The sequence below is a fragment of the uncultured Methanospirillum sp. genome, assembly GCF_963668415.2.
Taxonomy (GTDB): domain Archaea; phylum Halobacteriota; class Methanomicrobia; order Methanomicrobiales; family Methanospirillaceae; genus Methanospirillum.
On sequence record NZ_CAXXDL010000001.1, the window covers coordinates 2,358,306 to 2,381,416 of the forward strand.

Annotated in this window: 20 protein-coding genes and 1 pseudogene; 8 read left to right on the forward strand and 13 right to left on the reverse strand. The window is 35.8% G+C overall.

What is annotated here, in order from left to right:
• Nucleotides 1-8: 8 nt before the first annotated feature.
• From ACHZA2_RS11105 to ACHZA2_RS11115, 3 genes are all read right to left on the reverse strand, one after another.
• Nucleotides 9-1,106 carry a transposase gene (locus tag ACHZA2_RS11105; protein WP_319578208.1) on the reverse strand — a complete coding sequence of 366 codons (1,098 nt, stop codon included), beginning with the start codon at nucleotides 1,104-1,106 and terminating at the stop codon, nucleotides 9-11.
• 193 nt (nucleotides 1,107-1,299) lie between these two features.
• On the reverse strand, nucleotides 1,300-2,403 hold the full coding sequence (locus tag ACHZA2_RS11110; RefSeq protein ID WP_319579760.1) for a glycosyltransferase family 1 protein: 1,104 nt from the start codon (nucleotides 2,401-2,403) through the stop codon (nucleotides 1,300-1,302).
• Nucleotides 2,404-2,409: 6 nt separating this feature from the next.
• Nucleotides 2,410-3,531 carry a glycosyltransferase family 1 protein gene (locus tag ACHZA2_RS11115; RefSeq protein WP_319579761.1) on the reverse strand — a complete coding sequence of 374 codons (1,122 nt, stop codon included), beginning with the start codon at nucleotides 3,529-3,531 and terminating at the stop codon, nucleotides 2,410-2,412.
• 284 nt (nucleotides 3,532-3,815) lie between these two features.
• On the opposite strand from ACHZA2_RS11115, the gene ACHZA2_RS11120 reads away from it, so the two are divergent.
• The 4 genes from ACHZA2_RS11120 to ACHZA2_RS11135 all read left to right on the forward strand — a co-directional run bounded on the left by ACHZA2_RS11120 (nucleotide 3,816) and on the right by ACHZA2_RS11135 (nucleotide 9,169).
• The gene (locus tag ACHZA2_RS11120; protein WP_319579762.1) at nucleotides 3,816-4,592 is read left to right on the forward strand and encodes a glycosyltransferase; all 777 of its coding nucleotides are present in this window, start codon (nucleotides 3,816-3,818) and stop codon (nucleotides 4,590-4,592) included.
• A 61-nt stretch (nucleotides 4,593-4,653) separates the two neighbouring features.
• Nucleotides 4,654-5,739, forward strand: coding sequence for a glycosyltransferase (locus ACHZA2_RS11125; protein ID WP_319579763.1), 1,086 nt, complete (start codon nucleotides 4,654-4,656; stop codon nucleotides 5,737-5,739).
• Nucleotides 5,740-6,368: 629 nt separating this feature from the next.
• Nucleotides 6,369-8,147 carry an ABC transporter ATP-binding protein/permease gene (locus ACHZA2_RS11130; RefSeq protein ID WP_319579764.1) on the forward strand — a complete coding sequence of 593 codons (1,779 nt, stop codon included), beginning with the start codon at nucleotides 6,369-6,371 and terminating at the stop codon, nucleotides 8,145-8,147.
• Nucleotides 8,148-8,386: 239 nt separating this feature from the next.
• Complete coding sequence (locus ACHZA2_RS11135; protein WP_319579765.1) at nucleotides 8,387-9,169, forward strand: glycosyltransferase; 783 nt, start codon at nucleotides 8,387-8,389, stop codon at nucleotides 9,167-9,169.
• 33 nt (nucleotides 9,170-9,202) lie between these two features.
• Here ACHZA2_RS11135 and ACHZA2_RS11140 read toward each other — a convergent pair whose 3' ends face one another.
• The 6 genes from ACHZA2_RS11140 to rfbF form a co-directional block, all read right to left on the reverse strand.
• Nucleotides 9,203-10,474, reverse strand: a complete 1,272-nt coding sequence (locus tag ACHZA2_RS11140; RefSeq protein WP_319579766.1) for a glycosyltransferase family 2 protein — start codon at nucleotides 10,472-10,474, stop codon at nucleotides 9,203-9,205.
• A gap of 82 nt (nucleotides 10,475-10,556) precedes the next feature.
• Nucleotides 10,557-11,402, reverse strand: coding sequence for an NAD(P)-dependent oxidoreductase (locus ACHZA2_RS11145; RefSeq protein WP_319579767.1), 846 nt, complete (start codon nucleotides 11,400-11,402; stop codon nucleotides 10,557-10,559).
• Between the two features lie 28 nt (nucleotides 11,403-11,430).
• Nucleotides 11,431-12,771: a lipopolysaccharide biosynthesis protein RfbH gene (gene rfbH / locus ACHZA2_RS11150; protein ID WP_319579768.1), complete on the reverse strand. Its 1,341-nt coding sequence runs from the start codon at nucleotides 12,769-12,771 to the stop codon at nucleotides 11,431-11,433.
• A gap of 33 nt (nucleotides 12,772-12,804) precedes the next feature.
• Entirely contained in the window at nucleotides 12,805-13,359 is a 555-nt protein-coding gene (gene rfbC, locus ACHZA2_RS11155; RefSeq protein ID WP_319579769.1) for a dTDP-4-dehydrorhamnose 3,5-epimerase, read from the reverse strand.
• Entirely contained in the window at nucleotides 13,349-14,512 is a 1,164-nt protein-coding gene (gene rfbG / locus ACHZA2_RS11160) for a CDP-glucose 4,6-dehydratase (RefSeq protein ID WP_319579770.1), read from the reverse strand. The genes rfbC and rfbG overlap by 11 nt, the downstream gene beginning before the upstream one ends.
• Nucleotides 14,451-15,224, reverse strand: a complete 774-nt coding sequence (gene rfbF / locus ACHZA2_RS11165) for a glucose-1-phosphate cytidylyltransferase (protein WP_319579771.1) — start codon at nucleotides 15,222-15,224, stop codon at nucleotides 14,451-14,453. The genes rfbG and rfbF overlap by 62 nt, the downstream gene beginning before the upstream one ends.
• Nucleotides 15,225-15,865: 641 nt before the next feature.
• On the opposite strand from rfbF, the gene ACHZA2_RS11170 reads away from it, so the two are divergent.
• Both ACHZA2_RS11170 and ACHZA2_RS11175 read left to right on the forward strand, forming a co-directional pair.
• Complete coding sequence (locus tag ACHZA2_RS11170; protein WP_394698556.1) at nucleotides 15,866-16,045, forward strand: DUF4277 domain-containing protein; 180 nt, start codon at nucleotides 15,866-15,868, stop codon at nucleotides 16,043-16,045.
• Between the two features lie 6 nt (nucleotides 16,046-16,051).
• A pseudogene (locus ACHZA2_RS11175) lies at nucleotides 16,052-16,299 on the forward strand (IS1634 family transposase); the annotation flags it as partial.
• Between the two features lie 683 nt (nucleotides 16,300-16,982).
• Here ACHZA2_RS11175 and ACHZA2_RS11180 read toward each other — a convergent pair.
• Entirely contained in the window at nucleotides 16,983-18,164 is a 1,182-nt protein-coding gene (locus ACHZA2_RS11180; protein ID WP_319579772.1) for a glycosyltransferase, read from the reverse strand.
• An 883-nt stretch (nucleotides 18,165-19,047) separates the two neighbouring features.
• Between ACHZA2_RS11180 and ACHZA2_RS11185 the strand changes: the two genes are divergently transcribed.
• Complete coding sequence (locus ACHZA2_RS11185; protein WP_319579773.1) at nucleotides 19,048-19,551, forward strand: Holliday junction resolvase-like protein; 504 nt, start codon at nucleotides 19,048-19,050, stop codon at nucleotides 19,549-19,551.
• Between the two features lie 21 nt (nucleotides 19,552-19,572).
• Nucleotides 19,573-19,962 (forward strand): class III extradiol ring-cleavage dioxygenase, encoded by a 390-nt coding sequence (locus ACHZA2_RS11190; RefSeq protein WP_324292170.1) that lies wholly within the window; start codon nucleotides 19,573-19,575, stop codon nucleotides 19,960-19,962.
• 399 nt (nucleotides 19,963-20,361) lie between these two features.
• Here the strand turns inward: ACHZA2_RS11190 and ACHZA2_RS11195 are convergent, their stop codons facing one another.
• The 3 genes from ACHZA2_RS11195 to ACHZA2_RS11205 form a co-directional block, all read right to left on the reverse strand.
• A complete protein-coding gene (locus ACHZA2_RS11195) occupies nucleotides 20,362-21,324 on the reverse strand; it encodes a hypothetical protein (RefSeq protein WP_319579774.1) in 963 nt (320 codons plus the stop codon).
• Nucleotides 21,321-21,995, reverse strand: a complete 675-nt coding sequence (mobB, locus tag ACHZA2_RS11200) for a molybdopterin-guanine dinucleotide biosynthesis protein B (protein ID WP_319538745.1) — start codon at nucleotides 21,993-21,995, stop codon at nucleotides 21,321-21,323. The genes ACHZA2_RS11195 and mobB overlap by 4 nt, the downstream gene beginning before the upstream one ends.
• Nucleotides 21,996-22,199: 204 nt before the next feature.
• Nucleotides 22,200-22,793, reverse strand: a complete 594-nt coding sequence (locus ACHZA2_RS11205; protein ID WP_319579775.1) for a tetratricopeptide repeat protein — start codon at nucleotides 22,791-22,793, stop codon at nucleotides 22,200-22,202.
• Nucleotides 22,794-23,111 lie beyond the last annotated feature (318 nt).

Here is a 23,111-nt window from a genome sequence, read left to right on the forward strand (position 1 = left end):
TTATTTTTTCAGTAATATTTTGATAGATCCTGACCCTTTCCTTGGTTTTTTACTAAATTTGCAAGTAATACAAACTGATATGAAATGAGATTCAATGTCATGTAAAATTCTTTAGATCTTTTCTGAATCCATTTTACACTGAAATTAAACATTCGTTTCATGTGTGAATGAGTTCTTTCACAATCTGCCCTTGATTTGTATTCAACTCTGAAATTTGGATTAAGTAAGTTCTGATTGCGAAGATACATCCCAACCTGTTTCTCCCTTCCGTTATTCGTGAGAAATAGTAGTTTTTTCTCAATAGAATCTCGAATGTCTCCCCCTTTCTTCCACATTTTATTTACCCAATGATCAATTCTCTCAATTGTCCCCTCTATGTTCAAAATTGCGTTCTTGCTTGGATCGATTAGTGGCTGAATTCTGAAAATTTTCCAGTATCTCGCATAAATCATGAAGGAATCATAGCCACCATCAAGTTGAACTTTGATCATGCTTGGATTCATTGTACCAACAATTTCAGCTAATGGGATTGCATATGGGGAATCATGAGCATTACCTTCAGAAAATATTCCATACAGTGGAAAGTTGTTTAAATGAAATATGTGATATTTGTGCATCCTGCAAGCGTAATGGGGATTATATTCAGCATATTTATCATATCTTGAGGCTTCAATAGGGGTTGAATCAACCATTCCGTGACCATTCTGAATAGATTGACATGCAATGGCTCCGTTTAGGTACATGATCTTCTTAAAGCCGTCTAATCGCAAACGATTGTAAGCAAAATCATGTAAATTACTTGCAGAGGGAATATGATATCTTCCGGGCTCTATTTCAGGAATTCCAAGAGCAATGCAATCTTCAAGTGTTAGTGATTTGATGAATTTTCGATAGGATTGTTTTCGAAAGGAATGGACAATCAAGAGTTTGAATAATAATATTGGTGAATATAACCATTTTCGAGTTTGGCTGTAATTGAGATGGTTGTGCAATTCAATTTCAATCTGGGTAAGATCCATTTTTCCAAGTAATGTACTGATTGAAACACTATTTGTTGGATTTACAGTCCCATGTAATGTCCTTTTTTCGTTTGAGCCAACGAGCATAGAGGCCAGTTTCAATAGTATATAATGGTGCCGAAATCGGTCCCACGGCAATTAACGAAATGAAAAAAGAGTGGAGAGTCAAGAAATTTTATGAACTATTTATATAATAGGACCTTCGTTGGACGGCCTCGATCATTCTTTCAATAATCAGAGAGGATAGCCATTAGCGATTTTTTATTTTATCGCCGCATCATTACTTATCAAGTATGGTTTGATATGCTTTTATCGTTTTATCTGCACATTGTTCCCAGGTAAAATCCTTGGATCGTGCAAGATTATATTCGGTTTGTTCCACTCTGATAGTTTCCTCATTAAGTATCATTATAATTTTTTTTGCTAATCCTTCATAATCTTCAGGTTCAACCATTATACCCCCAGATCCAACAATTTCAGGTAGCGATGACTTATTTGATACTATTACAGGCGTTCCACATTTCATTGCCTCGAGTGGAGGAAGACCGAATCCTTCGTAATTAGAAGGAAATACAAAAACACTTGCGGAACTGTAAAGTATAGGCAAATCATCATATGGAACAAAATGCAAGAAATGGATGCTTTTATTCAATTTTAGGGAATCTATCAGAGTAAAAAGGTCCTGATACTTCCAGGATTTTTTTCCGGCAATTACGAGTTCTATATCTGGATTTTTTTGTCTGACCCGATGAAATGCTCTAATTATAGAGGAAATATTCTTCTTTGGTTCAATTGCCCCCACAAAGAGAATAAATGGATTATTCAACTGGTATCGTTTACAAAGGGATTTAATTTCCAATTGGGTGGCAGGATGGAAATGATCTGATACCCCGAGATGGGTGACCCAGATCTTTTCCGGATCAATCTGGTATCGCTCGACAATATCATTTTTTGTATATTGTGATATTGATAGTATCAGGGACGCTTTCTGAAGAATTTTAGGTAAAAAAATTCTTGATTGCCATGCATAAAAAGGGGTGACATATGAAGGATATAGGATGGGAATTAGATCATATATCGTAACGACATATTGTTTGGAAATTGAAGGTGATATTGGATATTGTGCAATGTTATGAAAAAGATCACATTTTTTCCAGGATCGTTTTGCCAGGGCAAGACTTTTACTCCATGAAAAATACCAGTATGGTCCGGGAATACGGTTATAATCAATGACCCGACATCCTTCGATTGAATCACCGTCCGGGTGTTTAATTAATTCGACATCAAATTCTGTTTTAATCTTTTCAATTACCTGAAAGGTATATGTTCCCATTCCAGTCGAATTTTTTTTTAAATTTCCCGTTGCAATTCCGATGGTCTGCATGGTGTATTAGTATCCTGCATCGATTACTGAGTTGTACACTTTTAATGTCTCTCTGCCAGTTTTTTTCCAAGAAAATAATTCCGCTCGTTTTAAACTGTAAGCTGAAAATATCGAGTGAAATTCGGGATCAGATGAGATTTTCAAAATTGACTCTGCAAGTTGTATATGATCATCGGGACTGACCATTAAACCCTCTTTTCCCACGATTTCTGGAAGTGAGGAGACATTAGATGTGATCACAGGTGTACCACATTTCATAGCCTCCAAAGGAGGAAGCCCGAATCCTTCATAACGGGAAGGAAAAACAAAAATTTTCGCAGCTGAATAAAGGCCCGGGAGATCTTCATAAGGAACGAAATCAAGAAATCGAGTTTTTCCTTTAATGTTGAGTGTTTCAACAAGGGTAAATATAGATTCAAATTTCCATGCTCTCTTTCCCGCAATAACCAAGTGTAACTCTGGCATTTTTTTCTGGCATACCTGAAAGGCTTTGAGGAGTAATTCCAGATTTTTTTTGGGCTCAATCGCTCCAACAAAGAGAATAAATGGTTTAATTAGGTTGTATTTGTTTCTTATTCTCTGCATTTCTTCGATGGATGCAGGTTTGAAATGGTCTGCTACTCCTGAATATATTACTTCAATTTTTTCATCTGGGACTTTATATAGTCTCATGATATCATTTTTAGTATGTTGGGAGACTGTGATAATTTTTGATGCCTGTCTAATTGATATGGGGTAAAATAATTTCGCTTGAGTAGAAAATGTCAAACCGACATATTCTGGGTAGAGTATTGGGATTAAATCGTGAATAGTAATGACATAATTTGGATTTATTTTTGGTGAAACTGGATATTGAGCGGGATTATGAATAATATCAAATTTTTTTAAATATTTCTTTTTCAGAGAGAGGGCCTGACTCCAAACAATATGGGAAAAATTACCCTGAGGAAATGAGGAAACTGCTGATGAACAACCTGGTGCATCATCACCTAAGGGATGTTTAATAAGAGTGATGTCTGCTTCATCTCTAATGTTCTCAATCAATTGGTAAGTATAGGTCCCGATTCCTGTTGTATTCGGTTTGAGATCACCGGTAATTAATCCTAGTTTTATCATCTGTCTTGTCAATCTTTTATTCCTGATGCCTTCCCTACTTTCATTATTGTGACCAATTTGCTCTTTTGAGCTTTGCCTGTTGAAACTTTAATTAAATTAGAGGTTATTAATCTCATTTCCCCTCCGAATAAATAACGCATACTATTATATCCCTTTCATCACAAATTAGTTAAATACTATTTGACCAATTTTTATATCTATATTATTAGTGCTAAATATATATTTAAGATAGAATCATTTAAATTTTCGGATTATTAAAAAGAGTGTGACTAATGAAATTTCCTATCACCTGTATCATGGTTGTTCTTAATGAGGAACATAATATCAGAAAATCATTGGGTAGTTACTCATTTTGTGATCAAATAATTGTGGTAGATGTGGGTTCTCATGATAATTCGATGGTAATTGCAGAAGAGATGGGTGCTGAAGTTATTCAGCATGAATGGACTGCAATTCCTGAACAAGTATGGCCTGACATGATTCATTTAGCCAGAAATGATTGGATATTAATTGCAGATGCTGATGAAGAGATCCCGTATTGTCTGGCGGAAAAAATTTCAGTAAAAATTAATAATAATAATAAAGATGCAATAATCTGGCTCCCTCGAAAGAATTTTTTTCTTAATAAACCAGTTAATGGCACTACATGGGGAGGAATTACTTATTCCCCGAAAATCTTTAATAAAAATAGAGTTCGATTAAATTGTTTGGTTCATCGACCTGTGAGTCCTATGGATAATTATTCTATATCACAGATTAATGGGGATGACAAAATAATTATTATTCATCATCCTGGTGATGAATTATTTAAATTACTTAAAAAGGTAGTGCGATATTATAGGTTAGAAGGTGAGGCTCGCTTTAAAACTGGTCAGCGTTTCTCATGGTTCAAATGGCTTTATTATGATACATTTGGATGTTTAAAATATAACCTGCTTGATTTAAATGGAATAAATGGGGGGCCAAGAGAAATATTTTTATCATTTATGCATACCTGGTATGAATTTAATGCAGGGATTTCATTAAGAAGATATCAGGAATCACAAAAAAATTTTCATGATAAATTGGAATAAAGGATTCTTTAATTTAAAAATAAGGAAGAAGGACTACTATTAAAACATGCATTCAATGTCTATGAAACGTGTTAAACGAATAGATCAATTTCTCCCAACAATAACACAGGGGGATGCTATTGGCAATGAAGCACAATTATTGAAAAAAATATTTCTGAATTTGGGTTTTAAATCTGAAATATTTGTGGAAAATAGAGATCCAACAATCAAATCAAAATATTATAAACGATATTTAAAATATAATTCGCCGGAGAATGTTCTATTATACCATTATTCAATTGATTCTTCAGTATCTGATTTTTACAAGGATCTATCTGGAATTAAAATATTATTATATCATAATGTAACTTCTCCTGAATTCTTTGCTGATACAAACCCAGATATTAGTAAATTGTTATTGGATGGACGCGAAAAATTAGTTAATTTAGTTCCATATATTGATTATGCATTTGCTGACTCTGAATATAATCGACTTGATCTATTAAAATCTGGTTTTAATAAAACCGGGGTTCTTCCAATAATCAAAGATTTTTTAGATCTCCCAGCTCCTAATAAAGCAATAATTGAAAAGTACTCATCTGATTCAACAAAAAATATCCTCTTTGTTGGAAGAATCACTCCTAATAAAAAACAAGAAGATATAATCCTTTCTTTTGCGATGTATAATAAGATTAATCCACGAGTCCGCTTATTCTTAATTGGGGGATATAAAGGATCTGAAACATACTATTGGTATCTCCTTGGATTGATAAAAAAACTTAATTTAAATAATGTTGTAATCACAGGATCCGTTAGCCCTGAAGATTTAGTTGCATATTATTCCATTTCAGATCTCTTTCTTTGTATGAGTGAACATGAAGGATTCTGTGTGCCTCTTTTGGAGGCTATGTATCATAAAATCCCCATCGTTGCATATGCTTCAACTGCTATTCCATATACCTTGGGAAATGCTGGAGTGCTTATAAACGAAAAAGAATATTCGGTAATTGCAGGTATTATTGATATAATTCTAAAAAATGATGATACAAGAGATAAGCTGATTAAAACGCAGAATGAAAGATTAGATGACTTCGATTATAAAAAGAGCATAAAAATCCTATTTAATACTATCAATAAATTGGCAAACACGGATATTCATTCATTTTAACATATTAAATCTAAATATTTTTGATTTGATAATAAATTTGGATGATTTATGTGGGCGGTATATATCTCTTGAAAGTAATGTACAATAATTGCAGAGGAATTGATATTGTCTGTAAAGACCATTTTTAAAATCGACTCAGAATTTCAGTCCCATTTTTTAAAAGAGATTGATGAAGAATTACTACAAATAAATGCACAATTTGGGGAGTACAATAATTTTCTCAAAACGTTTGATTTCAATGATAGTTATATGCGGGAATATTTAATAAAAATTGGGAGAGAAATAGATAATAGAATAGTTTATCACGAAAACAATTTCTATAATCGATTAAATTTATATTCAAAAATTAGATTTTTTATTTGCTTTAAGGTAAAACCAACAATATGGAGGTATTTATAACTATGAATAAGAATCTACTGTAACAAAGAAGGAAAAGATTGTTCACTTGTAATATTCTCCGAAGTGTTTATGAATTACAAATCTCAATTCTAAAAACCAAAGATATAAATTATTGTTCACTTGATACTAAGAAACACGATGATATTTGTCGAAACACTAATTCCTCAACTTCCGAATTTTTCATATCTCTATTAAACTAAGACACTTTTATTTAGGATTATGGAATAAATATGGTGACATTACAATCATACATTAAAAAGCTTCGATATTTTATTCTTGGGTATGAATATTACGCCTTTATTTTACTGGGTTTAGCAATAATTATTGGAATAATAGATGCTTTGGGAATCTCTCTATTGTACCCTATGCTATCAGAAGGGTTTCAAATTAAGGCAAATTCGATCCCATTTCAAAATTATTTTTCAATATTTAGTAACATAATTCCAATTGGATCTCCCTTTGTTCATTTAGGCATATTATTTATTTTATTAACTGGAATATCGTTATTCCTTCAATTGGTTTATTGGAAAATAGCATTTCATTTTAAAAAGATTATTGTAATTCGTATCAAAAAACAAATTTTTAAAAAATTGGAAACGAATGATTATAGGTATTTTACCGATATTAAGCAAGGAGATATTATTAACCTTTTTAATCAGAGTCCAATTTATGTTGAACAAACATATGATAGAATCATAAGTCTTTGTGCTGACTTTTTCGCAACCTTTTTAGTAATTATTATGCTTTTTGTAATATCTCCTATTGGATTAGGTCTTGTGGTGTTTGGGGGAATTATTTTTTTTATTATTATGCATATTATTGGTACAAATGTTTCGGAAAAAATGGGATTACTTCAAATTGCATCAGGGCAGTCTGAAAATAAAGTAATCAACGAATTTATAATCGGTATTAAAGCTATTACCACTCACAATGCAACAGAGTATTGGAGGTGTGCATACAATTCGGCTCTTGATACATATTGGAATAAATATGCATCGTATAATTTTATCCAAAGAGTTCCAATTATTGCCTTAAATTCTTTATTTTATGCCTCAATTGGAGTAGTAATACTCCTTACATATATCTATTACTCTGATAATTTTATAACTATAATTCCGGTTCTAGGTACTTTTGCTGGAGGGACGATGAAAATTCTTCCTAAAGTCATGAACATGGGAGATTATAAATTACAGTTAAATTCCTTTATGCCTCATTTAAATATTATATACCAATCACTTCATGAAACTAAATATAACCAAATAACAAATGGGGTGACCAAGTTTCCAGGTTTGGAATCGAATATTCAATTTAATGATGTTACGTTCAAATACAATCAAAATCTGGTATTGAAGGATGTAAGTTTTCTTATTAAAAAAGGGTGTGTCACTGCCTTAGTTGGTTCTTCTGGTTCAGGAAAATCTACGATTGTAAGTCTTCTCCTCAGATTATATGATCCTACTAATGGAACTGTTCTAATAAATGGAGAGGATCTAAAAAACTATGATCAGTTTTCGTATCGAGATAATATTGGATATGTAAGTCAGGAACCTTTTGTTTTTCATGAGACGATTCGGGAAAACATTATATTTGGAGGAGATTATTCAGATCTGGAAGTTTTTGCAGCAGCTAAACAAGCGCATGCACATAATTTTATTGTAACACTTCCTGATGGATATGATACAATAATTGGAGATTTTGGACTTACATTGTCCGGTGGGGAAAAACAGCGAATTGTCATTGCAAGAGCGATGATTAGAAGACCTGAAATATTAATTTTTGATGAAGCTACTAGCTCACTCGATAATGAATCGGAATTAATAGTGCAAAAAGCGATTGATGAAATTGCAAAAGAGTGTACAACACTTGTTATCGCACATCGGCTCACAACAATTCAAAAAGCAGATATGATATATGTTTTAGAGAAAGGGCAAATAATTGAAAATGGAACTCATGAAGAACTATTAAGGAGGAATGGGCGGTATATGGATTTATGGAGGAGTACTGAATAATTTTATTATTTATTTGGATCAAACAGTGATGGATTATGATGTGGTAATTTATCAGTTATTATTGAAGTGAATTCTCATAAACTATGAAAAATTCTTTTATTTATATCTATAAAATCAACTTAAGTCTCAAAGATAGAATGAATTTTCATCATATTTTTTTATGGGTTCTTCCAAAAACCTCCCGGCTGTGTTTTATTCCTAACATTTTGTCTTAAGATCATCAACAAAAAGAGAAAATTATGAAATTTCCAATCACTTGTATAATGGTAGTTTTCAATGAAGAAGAGAATATCAGAAAATCTTTAAATAGTTACTTATTTTGTGATCAGGTTATTGTTGTTGATGTGGGTTCACATGATAATTCAAAATTAATCGCAGAAGAAATGGGGGTAGAGGTCATTCAACATGAATGGACTGCAATTCCTGAACAAACATGGCCAGATATCATGTATTTAGTCAAAAATGATTGGATCCTGATAGCAGATGCCGATGAAGAGTTCCAATATAGTCTTGCTGATAGAATTGCAAGAAAAATTATCAATAATAATGATGCTATTATCTACCTTCCTCGTCAAGACTCATTTTTAAATAAACCGGTTAATGGGACTGCATGGGGCGGAATATCATATGTACCAAAATTATTTAATAAAAATCGGGTTCAACTAGATTGTTTGGTCCATCGACCAATGAGTCCACTAGATAACTTCCCGATTTCCAGAATTAATGGCGATAAAGATACCGTGATAATTCATCATAATGGCGATAATCTACTAAAATTAATGAAAAAATTAAAACGATATTATCAATTAGAAGGGGAGGCTCGTTTTAAAACTGGTCACCGGTTTGCATGGTTTAAATGGATTTACTATGATACGTACGGATGTCTAAAACGTAATTTATTTGATCTAAATGGACTGAATGGTGGACCTAGAGAAATATTTCTATCATTTATTTTAACATGGTATGAATTAAATAGTGGCATTTCACTACGAAAATATCAGATGAGAAAAATAAAGCAATAGTTGATTATTGAAAGAAATCTAGGATCTATTATTTTAATTAAAACTTTCTTGAATTTTTGAAATCTTATTATTAGATCTTAAATATTTCAACGCTGTTTTAGAATAAAATGATTCTAATCTTTTCATTCGTTCTTCTCTTTTTAGTACAACTAAAATTAAAAGTAGACTCTTTCTTTGATCCTTGGTAAGGAATTTAAATGTATGGTGTATGTCTATTATTTTGTTAATAATTTGAGAGGGGAAAAAAAACCCCTTGGCTATCAAAGGGCAAAACACTCTATTGAAAAGGGGATACATTTTACGGATTTTTTGATATTTAAAAATCAATTCATCATATAAATAAGGATCTAATTCTTTGATGGATGATTCGAGTTGTAAAATTTCTTTTTTTTGTACATTGCCAAAGAAAAGAGTTTCAATCATCTCTTTATAAATCATTGAGTAATATGATCTTAAATTTATCATCGGTTCAATTATTTTTACTCCTCGTATACTATCTATTTCAATAAGATCATTGTATGTAGAATTCAGACAAGAAAAGAATTTTAATGGTACGTGCTTTATACAATCATTGATCCCATAGCCCCCGCTCTCCAAAAAAGCAATAAATTTCGGGGATCTTGTTGCACAGTCATATCCGATTGAGTTCATTGGAAATAAACCGGTCATTAGGGATCCATTAACATGGATGATGGTATTCGTGTTTATTAGCAATTGATATGCCAATCCTATATCTCCGACAGCCCCAAAAAATAATTTATTTGGTGGATGCTCAATTATTTTTATCAATAAATCCTTTTTTATTGCAGATTCCTGAGGGGCAATAAAATCCCAAATTTCTCTCCATTTCCCATTTCCAATACTTTTGATAATATCGTTTGTATTTATGTTAATAATTTCATAGTTACCGTTTTTTTGATATGAATAGTGACCAGTTAGGGGATTTATATTATCACACCCCCATGATACCCAATCTGGGAAATTTTGAGATTTTAATATTGAGGATAATAATGTAATACTATCACTTTTTAACGCTACTTTATCCCTTAGTAGTATAACATATTCTCCTTCTGTTTTAGATATGCCATATTGCCAATTATCTTGGAGAGATAGAGAACCAGTTCTATAATATTTTATTCTAACATCTTGAATACTTGCAATGTAATTTAGGATTTCTTCATTGTCACTATTGTCGGCAATAATGATTTCCATGAAGGGATATTTTTGATTAAGGACACTTTCTAATGCAAATATTAAGAGTGGTAATCGATTTTTTGTAGGAATAACTACACTTATTACACTCATACTTTCTTCCAAAAAAATACTATTGCAATCTCTGTTTCTGTATAACCCCAAGGATGAGGTTTGATATTAATTATCCTTAACATTACTGTAAAATCTGTAATAATTTAGAATTATTCCCCCAAAATGCCATTGGTTCATATTCAGGGTATGGATACTCTCCAAAATTTAATGCTATCTGAGAATGTCTTTCCTTTTTGTGTTTTTCAACCAGATTTCTTACAGAGATTGGGTTTCCTGAGCAGCAATTCACAATTCCATTTATCTTATTTTGAATAGCGATTTGGCAAATATTATTAGCAACGGTTTCCACTGGTAAATAATCTCTTAATTGTTCCCCACCTGACATGGAAAATTTGGTATCACGATTTTGAATTGCAGCATCAAGAAGAGGTAATAGTGATTTTGGATTCTGTCCTGGGCCATACATGAAAAAAAGCCTGATCCAATTCCATTGATTTGAATTTTTTTTTGTTAATAATACCAAATATTTCTGTAATGTATCTTTTGCTATTCCATAAACTGTTACTGGATTAGTAACAAGATCCTCCGATAGGCATCCATTTACAAGGCCATATTCAAAGCATGTTCCAGCCACTACAATTTTAGTATGGGCAGAAATTGAAAAACTTTTTAAAAATCGCATTTCAAATGGGAGATTTTCATCCAGATGAAACAATTCAGAATAGTTTGGCAATCCTTTCCATGCTAAATGGATTAACAAATCTGGCTTTTCAAAATATGTGTAATAGTCAATATTTTGTTCATAGTAATCACACGGTAAAAATTTTACTTTATTGTACCAAGAGAAGGTCGATGCCTTTTTTGCACTCGTTCCACTAGCGATTATTTCATATTGGTTTTTTTCAACAAGCCAATTTACTACATGTCTTCCGATAAAACCGGTTGCACCTGTTACAACGATTTTCATTAATCTTCTTACCAGAATAAATATAATTTTAAGAGATTATAAATGATCTTATTCTTTCTATCATATAATCAATCATGTTATCATCGATTCCTGGATACACACCTATCCAGAAACTGTTGGATAAGATCTTTTCAGTGTTTGGAAGATCGTTATAAACACGAAATCCCTTGCCTGTCTGATTCATTTGATCAAAACAAGGGTGTTTTAACAAGTTTCCTGCAAAAAGCATTCGTGTTTGAATACCATTTTCTTCTAAGTACTTAACAAAAGTTGTTCGGTCTATTTTTTTAATATTTTTTATGGTAATTAGGAAACCAAACCAGCTTGGGTTTGAGTTTTTTGTAGGTTCGGGTAGGATAATCGCTTCAGATAAATCATTTAAACCATTATATATCCGATTCCAGTTTTGAACTCTCCGTTCTATAAAATGGGGGAGTTTCTGAAGCTGTTCACATCCTATTGCAGCCTGCATTTCTGTTGCTTTTAAGTTATATCCAAAGTGAGAGTAAACATATTTATGGTCATATCCTATTGGCAACCCACCATATTGTCGATCAAACCGATGGCCGCATCTGTTATCAACACCTGATGGGCAACTGCAATCTCTGCCCCAATCACGTAAAGACCTGACAATTTTCCCAAGAACGGGGTTATTGGTATATACTGCTCCCCCTTCTCCCATTGTTATATGATGAGGAGGATAGAAACTAGATGTTCCAATATCTCCAAATGTGCCGGTATATCCCCATTCTCCATTTAAGAAGTATTGAGAACCAAGAGCATCACAATTGTCTTCAATCAGCCACAAATTATGTTTTTTACATATGGCAATGATCTTATCTAGTTCAAAAGGATTTCCAAGTGTATGGGCAACCATTATAGCTTTTGTTTTCTCACTAATTGCCTCTAAAACTTGATTAGGATCAATATTATATTGTGGAAAGGTTACATCTACAAATACGGGAATTGCTCCATATTGAATAATAGGGGTTACTGTTGTTGGAAAACCTGCGGCGATTGTTATAACTTCGTCACCCGGAGATATCTTTCGTTCTCCTAAAATCGGAGATGTCAAAGCCATAAATGCAAGGAGATTTGCAGATGAACCAGAATTGACCAGATAACAATTTTTTACATTTAAGTATTCTGAAAACTGAGTTTCAAACTTATCACAATATTTCCCTGCTGTTAACCAAAAATCAAGTGCACTATCAACTAAATTACATAATTCCTTTTCATCGAAAATCCTAGCTGCATAGGGGATTCGATTCCCTATTTCAAATTTCTTTTCCTGGTTGTGATAATTATTATAATAATCTGCAACCTTCTGGAGAATTTCTGCCCTAGCAATCTCTTCTGTTTGAACCATGAATTACCATTCCGAAAATTTCAATATTGAAAATTAATTTATATCAATACCCGTAAAATTAGACGCGATTTTTGGAAGATTCAGATCTCTTTCTGACAAGTTTGTTGTGGGAATTGGCCATTTTATTCCAATGGTAGAGTCAGCATGATAAATACCTCCCTCATACTCAGATGAATAATATTCAGTATGTAGATATATCATCTCAACATCATCTTCCAATGCCTGAAATCCATGGGCAAAACCCTCTGGGATAACCATCATATCCATTGAATCAGCAGATAGTGTGGTACCAAACCATTTTAAAAATGTTGGAGAACCCTTACGAATATCAATTGCAACATCAAATATTCGCCCTTTTGTGCAACGGATTAATTTCATCTCTGCATATGGGGTATTTTGATAATGCATTCCTCTCACTGTACCTGCGTACTTAGTTCCAGAATGATTAATATTTACAATCTGGCGTTTTTGCAATATTGATGATAATTCATGGTTACAGAAGAACCTTGTCCATGTTCCTCGAAAATCAACAAATGGGTTTGTATGAACTATATAACAATCTCTCAATGAGGTTTCTTCAATTTGCACTGATATCCTCCATATCTTTCATATATTGTAAAATATCGTCACTGCTTCGTTTGAGCATATTTTCGCATCCGGAGTAATAATCTTTGTACCAGGAGACAGTGATATCGATTGACTTTGATAAATCCCAGATTGGTTTCCAATTAAGAATTGATATTGCCTTCTCTGAAGATAGCCGCAATATGGGTGCTTCTGGCGGGTTGTTTGGTGAAATATCTAATTCGAATTGCCCTTCTCCCCATTTTCTAAAAAATTTTGTAATTATCTTTTCCACTGATGCTGTGTCGGTTGGCAGTGGGCCAAAGTTCCATGCTGATAGCAGATACTGCTCATTACATCTCATCATTTCTGCTGCAAGGGTTAGATACCCTGCAAGAGGTTCAAGAACATTTTGCCAAGGCCGGATCGCGGTTGGATTTCTAATCATCAATGGTTTTTTAGAGATAATGGCTTTCACAGCATCTGGAATGATTCGATCTGGTGACCAATCTCCACCACCAATAACATTCCCTGCTCTAACTGATGCAATTTTTACTTTATGATCTAAAATTTTAGATGGTGTAAAGAATGAATTTCGATATGAAGCAATAACTATCTCAGCTGCTGCTTTACTTGCACTATAGGGATCATTACCTCCTAACGGGTCTGATTCTCGATACCCCCATACTTGGCCGTAATTATGATAACATTTGTCACTAGTAACCATAATCACTGTACATGGGTTCGGTAATATACGAATAGATTCAAGAAGATTAATGCTCCCCATAACATTCACGTCAAAAGTTTCCAATGGTTGGGAGTATGAAATCCTTACAAGTGGTTGGGCTGCTAAATGAAAAATGCAATCTGGCTTTACTTCTGAAATATATGATGCAAGTGATTTTTTATCTCGAATATCTCCAATCTTTTCAGATGTGAGGACCTGGGAGATTGATGCAAGAGAATAATGGTTAGGTTCTGTAGCAGGGAGAAGTGAAAAACCATGAACTTTAGCTCCTAATATTGAAAGCCAAATACTTAACCAGGATCCTTTAAATCCTGTATGGCCTGTAATGAGGATTGATTTCCCCGAAAAGACTGATTCTGGGATCAATTTACCATACTCTCCAAGGAGCTTGGTCTCGATCCCAAATCTCTTGTAATTGCTGTTTATCACGGAGTGTATCCATACACTTCCAGAATCCGGTATGTTTATATGAATATAATTCTTTATCTTCTGCGAGGCTTTCTAATGGGGTTCGCTCAAAAACAGTTGCATCTCCTTCAGTCAGGTAATCAAAAATTTTTGATTCAAGAACAAAAAAGCCTGCATTTATCCAAACTCCATCGCCGGGTGGTTTCTCTATAAAATTCGATATGAGGCCATCCTGATTAGATACAATGGTGCCATATCTCCCTTCTGGCTGAACCGCTGTGACAGTAGCACTTCGCTTGTGGTTCTGATGAAATTTTATTAAAGCGTTTATATTAATGTCTGATACCCCATCTCCATACGTTAACATAAATGGCTCATCCTTAACATAGGGTTTTGCACGGAGTAATCTACCTCCAGTCATACTATTTTGTCCCGTATCAATGAGAGTCACTTTCCACGGTTCACAGTGGTGTTCATGAATCTCCATTTTATTATTGGAAAGGTCAAAAGTAACATTACTTTGATGCAGGAAGTAGTTTGCAAAGTATTCTTTTATTAGATATCCCTTATATCCCAGTAGGATGATAAATTCATAGAAACCGTAATGTGAATATAACTTCATTATATGCCAGAGTATTGGGTATCCACCAATCTCCACCATTGGCTTTGGAATAATGGTTGTTTCCTCGGCTAGACGTGTGCCCAGACCACCCGCAAGGATTAGAACCTTCATATATAATCCTAAAAAATTTGAATTGGCATTATATATTCTAGCTTAAACCATAAATCATTATAGTTTTTTTAAAACCTAACTTTGCCACTTTGACTTTGAGACTCAATAAGCTCATCCACTATTGCGATCAAATTTTCCCCGAATTTCATCGGGAAACTGTATTTGACAGTTGAAGATTTTTCCATCAAAACTTAATGTAACCACCCACTTATGGTCCAAAATAAACGTGATGATGGCATCAAAAATGGAGTAAATGAACTTTTTTGTATTCCTCATCCACGAATAAATCGTAACTGTCAAATCCGATAACGCAATTTTCGATGAATTTCGTTGAGATATGCTTCATATTTTGGACGATTCAAACATCACTAATAACACAATTATTTTTATTAGTGGCAAAGTTGGGATAAAACATTCCAATTTGATGCACATCAAGATCAATAAGAAGCGATATCTATAGGCTGTCAGCAAATGGATTGCATCAGTTGATTCGATACAGCCGACATTCCGCAGATCATTACAACCACATAGGTTATATAAAAAGGTAAATTATTTATCTTAGTACGTCGATCACTGTATATTCAATGGATTTTGATGATATCTTCGTTTCAGGTTCAGATCGAACAATCGGTCATTTATGATTGGTTGCTGGATGTTATGATTCCTTAAAAAGCAGTGAGATCGTAGACAATCTCATCCCTAAAAATGGACAACATAAACTCACTCATGGTGATGCCCTCAAAGGAATGGTAATCAATGGCCTCGGATACATTGAACGCCGTCTTTATCTTTTTCCAGGATTTTTTACAGCATATTCCTGACACTACCGGTTTATTCTTGCGACGAATGATCTGGATTTGGATCCTAATACAACTTTGAGTTATATATGGGACAGTCACAGGTGGAGAAGGGATTCAGGTTCCTGAAAGATAAAACATTCAGGGTTTCTGACGTGTTTTTGAAGAATATTGGAAGAATTCAGGCGTTGGCAATGGTAATGGTTCTCTGCCTTTATATCTACGCTGTTGCTGAATACAGACTGAGGAAAGGGCTGAGAGAAGCGAACGATGCCATACCTCCTAGATTCCCGGAAATCTGTAACGAGTGAGGAAGTAAAATCTTAAAATTGATTGCAGAATTAAAAAAATGATTGATTATAGGGGATTAAAATTTTTATCCTCGTTATGTATTTTTAGCACACATAACGATTAGGTGCAATTTTCTAATCTCTATAATATTATCTTCATTTAGATAAATTTCTTCGTACACCTCTCGGACTTTTTTCCATCGTTATGTGTTCCCGGGAATCAAGGATACCTGATCAGACGGGAAAGCCAACACAAAAACCAACGATGAGATGGATATTTATCCTTTTCAGAAGGGTAAAAGAAATATCACTTCGAATTGAGGGAATGATAGTCACGAAAGTTTTGAATCTTAATGACATCCTCATAAAAATTATTAGGTTCTTGGGGCCGCATTGTGAAAAATATTATTCGTTATGAGATCTCTGCGGAATGTCGGATACAGGATTATTGCTCCACATTATAATGCGATAATATTTAAATATTATAATTAATAACTATTCGAAACTATCCTTTATTCACCACATTTATCCATTATATACTTCATGGGAATCACAAAAAACTCCCGTTTTTAACATTTGATATATAGAATATGTTATCAAAGGTTTGTTGGAAGGGGATTTTTTGTCATCTACCGATATGCAAACTCATTAAATGGGAACCTTATCTCTTTTTACTCTGAACTCTGACTTTTCATTATGCAAATATCTATAGCCTTAAGGTATTTTTTAATTATATTATCCCAACTGTAGTTTTCTACTGTATATTGATATCCATTATTTCCCATGTTTATACACTCATTCTCATTATTTATTAATCGATTTAGATAACTGGAAAATTCTTCATAGTTGTTATACCAAAATCCCCCTCTACTTCTCATACACTGGCCTTTTAGTACTTCACAACCTCCATTTACCAAAACTGGCCGTTTACAATGCCAAGATTCCAGAAGGACCATGGATAAACTCTCATAAGGTGATGGCATAATCAACAAGGTTGCGTTAGCTATATATTGATATTTTGTCACATCATCAACGAATCCTAAATAAATAATATCATCATGGGTTGGAATTTGCATGACTGTTTTGCCAATTAATAATAATTTTAGATCTGAAGGGTGTTGATTTTTAAAGCGGATAAAAAATGAAAAGAGTTCTTGACAACCTTTATCAGTATCAATTCTTCCAGCATAGATGGCATATTTAAAATTATCTTTCTGTTTTGATGTTATATTGAAGTCTTTTGGGGGATCTATACCGGTACCAACAATGTCCCAATCAATATGTGAAATATCAAATCTTTTGTGTACAAATGTTTTTTCTTCGGTAGTATTAAACAGAATTATTTGAGGTGAGGAAAAGGTTTCATAAAAAATGGAAAACCGAATTGGTAAGTCATCATGGGCATTTGGAATAAATATAGAACGATCCTTGACAAGGGGGAGACCAAAAAAAGTCGTATAATATAAATAGGTAAAAAAAACGAAGCAATCGTATTCTTTGTGATGATTTTTAATATAATTGAGTAATTCTGTTGATTCAGGGCCTTGCCTTTTCATCCAATAAATTTCAGCAGCTTTACAATGGGGAAGGTTGTATAACGCTTTTGATATCATATTAAATATTAAGATATTTCTGGGACGATCGACCGAAAACCTTAATACTCTAATCCCATTAATTTCAGATATGCCTGGATTATACTCATTTTTCCAAGAGAGATAATCAATAGCGCAAGTTGTAACTATATCTATGTTAACATCATTTTTTAGATGCTCTGCTACTGTTCTGCAAAGTAATTCTGCTCCACCATTTACTTCCAACCCATATCGTTGAACTACAAAACATATTTTCTTCATAAATTAATTTATCCTCATTACTTTAGCCATATTTTTATGGCGTCTTTGTTGGGTAAGGAACTAATACACAAATTATTACTGTACGTTTATACATTTTTATTTTAAGTGAATTAGTGGGTCATTCGCGAAATCCACCTTAAATTTCATGTTTCTTCAACTATGAGACTGTTACATTACTCCAAACACTGATACAAAGACGGCCTTTAAAAAAATATCTTAATAAATTTTCTCATTTCAATAAGTAATTGTCCGATTTCTTAAATAAGGTATGAGTTATGAACAACCTCATGCTGTTTTAATTTATACTGTTGGTTTTGGTTCCTAAAATCGGTTAATAACACTCTGGTGCCCTGAATCCTGGATTCCCGGAAATCTGTAACGAGTGAGGAAGTAAAATCTTAAAATTGATTGCTGAATCTAAAAATGGTTGATTATTGGGGATTAAAATTTTTAACCTCGTTATGTATTTTTAGCACACATAACGATTAGATGCAATTTTCTAATCTCTATAATATTATCTTCATTTAGATAAATTTCTTCGTATACCTCTCGGACCTTTTTCCATCGTTATGTGTTCCCGGGAATCAAGGCTGAATGAGTGCACGTTTCTACCAGGAAATGTGAGGACTGATTGGGGTCAGAGAAAGAATCGGCTGGAGAATTATTAATCTTCTGATATTCCGTAGCCCCGGAAATATTATCCGCCGTACCCAGTGGGCATGCTATAACTCCAATAATTATTACTATTGCACAGAGTATACACTGAACCGGAGTGCGAGATACCATAATATTATCAATCAATTGGTTTGGATCATTTTATATCTGACTCTCTCTCCTGCTGAAATAAGAGGTAGGATATCGTTCAGAACCATAATATTGTAATATGGAATACTTTGTTCTCGTCATTTTCACGCTTCTTATTCTCCTTGCCTGGATTTCTTTCTCCTATTATCGTCTGAAAACATCGCTTGAAGAACGGGCACGTACTCTGCATAACCGCTGGCGTGATCAGGATCTCTCTCTTCTTCAATCACAGATAGAGCAACAGGTAGATGAGAAGATCAGGATCTGGAAGATTGACGAAGAGCGAAACATTCGTCAGGACGCCATAAAAAGATCCAAGGATGTAATACACGGGAAGGTAACTGAGCATTTGATCCCGTTTTTTCCATCATTTCCCTGGAACCCTACAGATGCAAGATTCCTGGGATCACCAATTGATTTTATCGTATTTGACGGACTTTCAGAAGGAGAGGTCAAGGAAATAATTCTTGTTGAAGTCAAGAGTGGAATACGACCGACCCTCACTCCCCGTGAACGTTCGGTTGAGAGGTGCATAAAGAGAGGGAGCATCGATTTTACTGTTCTCCATCATATAAATCAGTAATTATCTCCACATCTGATATCTATGACTCTTATGCCAACCCTGTTCACGGCTCATAGAAACCCAATGAACGCCCTCGGCGGCACAAAATTCTCCGAGTTCCTTGAAACGTGGGCAGAAGATCTCCCTCGTCCTCGTGCAATACTTTGTATATCAGCCCATTGGGAGCGGCATGGACTTGCAGTCACCATGTCTTTGAATCCCGGGACAATTCATGATTTTTACGGATTTCCTGAAGAACTCTATACGATTACATACCCGGCTCCGGGAGCACCCGATGTTGGTGAGGAAGTAATCACATTGCTCGGATCAGCAGGGTACTTCGTAGATCGGGATCAAACCAGAGGCTTAGATCATGGCACCTGGGCTCCTCTCCGGTTTTTTTATCCTGATGCTGAGATCCCGGTTCTGTAGCTGAACCTTCCTGTTTACCTACCACTATCTGAACTCTTCATCATCGGAGAACTACTGTTCCCACTTAAGCAGTCAGGAGTCCTCATTATCGGAAGTGGAAACCTTGTTCATAATCTTTCCAGGGTAGACTTTGAATCCCGGGATGCACCGGTTCCGGAATGGGCACACCGGTTTGACGAGGATGTAAGAGAATGGATCCTGACCCGGAATTATCAGAAAATTGGAGATCCATGGAGCAGCAGTCAGGCAGGATCGATCAGCCATCCTACCCTTGAACATTATGCCCCGCTTCTGGTTGTCTGTGGATCTGGAGGTTCATTACCTGTTTCCTTCCCGTTCGAAGGATTTGAACACGGAAGTATCAGTATGCGATCAGTACGGTTCGGATAGTGAAATCCCCTACAGCCAGCGCTTTAAGCTTTTTTGAACAGTTTTCTGTCCGAACAATCCTTCATAGATCTTCTTGCCTACAGAAATCCCCAAATCGACACTAACAGCATACACACACTGCTCATGCACAGGGCACCGCCGACACCTGGGGCCGGGGCCACAGTAACTCATCCCAAGGACGTAGAGCGGCCGGTCAAGTATCCAGGGATCTTCGGCTGCGATCATTTTCCCAAGGATTCTGGTCTGGTATGAGGTAAGGCCGTTTCCTTCTCCGCAGGCAATCCTTCCAAGAACACGTGAATCAACCACGTCGCCGACGATATCAAATATCCCCTCAAGGTACTGCTCGTCCTTTAATGCACCGGTTATGAGACAGGCCGTTGAGCGGGGGACACCGAGGACCTTGATACGTCTGAATACTTCCTGCGGACTTGAGAGGTAATCAGACCATATCTGCCTGGCATCACCATGATAGTACCGTACCATTAACGAGGCGACATCATAAAGACGGGTATGCAACGCAGGTTCAGGATGAAGATCGTATTCCCAGAACTGATCTGCCCATCCCTGGGGGGAATGAAGGAGGATACCATGCCAGAGGTTTTCTGGTTCTTCCAGAACCTCGTTGACAAAGTACTCGGTATTAGCCCAGACATCAGTCTTCCCGGCATTCAGTTCCAGAATACAAGCAAAAAGAAACCTATTCCCGTCCTGCATTGTCAGGGTATCAGGTTCGGTACCAGAGAGCCAGGGCCATTCACTGGTAGAAAAGCGTGGTGCTGATCGGCGCAAGTGCAGAAGAGTCTTCTTGCATATGCGCATGAGTTCTGGAAGAGCATGCTGAAGTCCTTCGGATCCGGCCTGTGCTATCTCTCTGATGAGGAAGATGAGGCGTTCCTTATCAATGGTGGTCGAATCAGAGGGAGACATCTGGTCGATGCCCCCGTTATCAGGCCATTTCTTGTTGATCATACTCCAAGTGTCGTCATGCACCGGGTAAGAACGGCACTTCCGAGCATCGCAGTTTCTGTTTGCACAACGATAAAAAATCGGGCCTGTTGATGAACAATCGGCCTCTGAACCCTGATCCTGATATCATGTACACCGTCCCAGGTCCTGACTTCATCCTCAAGATGGGTACAGGCATCTGTTGAGAGTTCATGTGGTGCATTCCCGGTTGTCATCGTAAAAGTTCCCTGTATCTCTTCAATCTCCTTTGCCAGCCCCCCCGATGTGTAATAATTATCAAATGAGGGAATAAGTGAGATCACATCGCTTGCCTTTGGATTTCGGATAAGGGCTGGTATATCGAGATCTCCAATGACAACCTTCTGAAAGGGAATGTTCTTAAATCCTTCAATAACGGCGTATCTGACCCCTGCATCAGAAAGTTGGTCAAGAGCAGCAGGGAGTGATATGGTACGACATGTGATCATCGTCTTCTCACGATCGATTCCTGCAACCACTGATGCTCCGGCATTATAATGCAGCGATGTGTCCTTCCCAGCGGGCAGGTCGCAGACATGATCACCGATATGCTTGATTGTACCGACCGCGCCGAATGGTAGCAGGGCTTCTACTAGATCACGGATGAATGTTGTTTTCCCTGAGCCGGACCACCCGGCAATGTGAATTACTTTCATAAGATTCTGATGGTCTATTATTGTTTTTTAGTGGGAGATTTCCCCTCTCCCGATCTCCCTGAATCTGTTATATTGAATTTTCCTGGAAAAGGGTACATTGGTCCTGGGATAGGGAATTACCGTAGTGCTCTTCCTTTTTCCCTCTGAATGGAGTCCTCTTCTCAAGATTATGAACTGGTCTGGTGGTATGCGCAGGTCAACTGGTTACTCTTCAAGTTGTTTAGCAATGTTGTAGGCATCAACTGACTCTGCCGTGCGCCCGAGTTTTGCAAGGACACTTCCCTTTCCTTTCCATGCGATGGTAAAGGTCGGATCCAGCTCAATTGCATGGTTGTATGATTTAAGGGCGTCTTCAAAGTTTCCGGCATCTGCCTGAATATTTCCTTTGTTATACCAGGGGAATGCGTATGCCGGATCAAGTTCGATTGCCTTCTCATATGCGCCAAGTGCTTCATCAGTCCGGTTGATGGCTGCCAGGTTGGTACCCTTGTTGAACCAGGCTGCTGCATTTGCCGGATCCAACTGGCTTACTGTCTCATACGCAGAGATTGCCTTCTCATTCTTACCCAACCGTGCGAGTGTCAGGCCTGTATAAAACCAGGCATCAACATTTGTTGGATCCAGAGTGGTTACATTTGTAAATGAAACGAAAGCCTCATCGTACTTTTTCTCGTCCCATTGTGCTTTTCCTGCATCCCACATCTGCTTCGCATCACTCACATTATCGGCAGCAGATATCGCCGGTAGAATCAAGATGCTGATAAGAAGGAGAGCAAATATACACGGAAGATTCCTCATACAAAACGTCTGATCGGTGTAAGCATAAGGATTCCTATGACCCTTACATGGTCAGAACAGGATTGCTGCCCAAACCTGGACTATTATAAGAGACGGTATTGGATCAGGGCATAATTGCAGAGTAAGAGCACCTGTTTTTGATAGGTGAGTGTGCAGATCAACTATTCTATTGGCTGGATCAACCATGAAAATCAACAGGAATAATTATTCTGGGTCATATAGATATTCAATAAATAGTAATGCCAGGTCTGAAATGTGACAGGTTATATGTCATACATCTCTGCAGAACTGGTATTCTCATAAATTTGTCACCGACAC

Bases quoted from the DNA above. Each gene is read 5' to 3' on its own strand.
- rfbH (WP_319579768.1), bottom strand. From the start codon at position 12,771: ATGGTTCAAACAGAAGAGATTGCTAGGGCAGAAATTCTCCAGAAGGTT.
- ACHZA2_RS11135 (WP_319579765.1), top strand. From the start codon at position 8,387: ATGAAATTTCCAATCACTTGTATAATGGTAGTTTTCAATGAAGAAGAG.
- ACHZA2_RS11145 (WP_319579767.1), bottom strand. From the start codon at position 11,402: ATGAAAATCGTTGTAACAGGTGCAACCGGTTTTATCGGAAGACATGTA.
- ACHZA2_RS11125 (WP_319579763.1), top strand. From the start codon at position 4,654: ATGAAACGTGTTAAACGAATAGATCAATTTCTCCCAACAATAACACAG.
- ACHZA2_RS11195 (WP_319579774.1), bottom strand. From the start codon at position 21,324: ATGATCAACAAGAAATGGCCTGATAACGGGGGCATCGACCAGATGTCT.
- rfbF (WP_319579771.1), bottom strand. From the start codon at position 15,224: ATGAAGGTTCTAATCCTTGCGGGTGGTCTGGGCACACGTCTAGCCGAG.
- ACHZA2_RS11205 (WP_319579775.1), bottom strand. From the start codon at position 22,793: ATGAGGAATCTTCCGTGTATATTTGCTCTCCTTCTTATCAGCATCTTG.
- ACHZA2_RS11180 (WP_319579772.1), bottom strand. From the start codon at position 18,164: ATGAAGAAAATATGTTTTGTAGTTCAACGATATGGGTTGGAAGTAAAT.
- ACHZA2_RS11110 (WP_319579760.1), bottom strand. From the start codon at position 2,403: ATGCAGACCATCGGAATTGCAACGGGAAATTTAAAAAAAAATTCGACT.
- ACHZA2_RS11130 (WP_319579764.1), top strand. From the start codon at position 6,369: ATGGTGACATTACAATCATACATTAAAAAGCTTCGATATTTTATTCTT.
- mobB (WP_319538745.1), bottom strand. From the start codon at position 21,995: ATGAAAGTAATTCACATTGCCGGGTGGTCCGGCTCAGGGAAAACAACA.
- ACHZA2_RS11120 (WP_319579762.1), top strand. From the start codon at position 3,816: ATGGTTGTTCTTAATGAGGAACATAATATCAGAAAATCATTGGGTAGT.
- ACHZA2_RS11185 (WP_319579773.1), top strand. From the start codon at position 19,048: ATGGAATACTTTGTTCTCGTCATTTTCACGCTTCTTATTCTCCTTGCC.
- ACHZA2_RS11190 (WP_324292170.1), top strand. From the start codon at position 19,573: ATGACTCTTATGCCAACCCTGTTCACGGCTCATAGAAACCCAATGAAC.
- ACHZA2_RS11140 (WP_319579766.1), bottom strand. From the start codon at position 10,474: ATGAGTGTAATAAGTGTAGTTATTCCTACAAAAAATCGATTACCACTC.
- ACHZA2_RS11105 (WP_319578208.1), bottom strand. From the start codon at position 1,106: ATGCTCGTTGGCTCAAACGAAAAAAGGACATTACATGGGACTGTAAAT.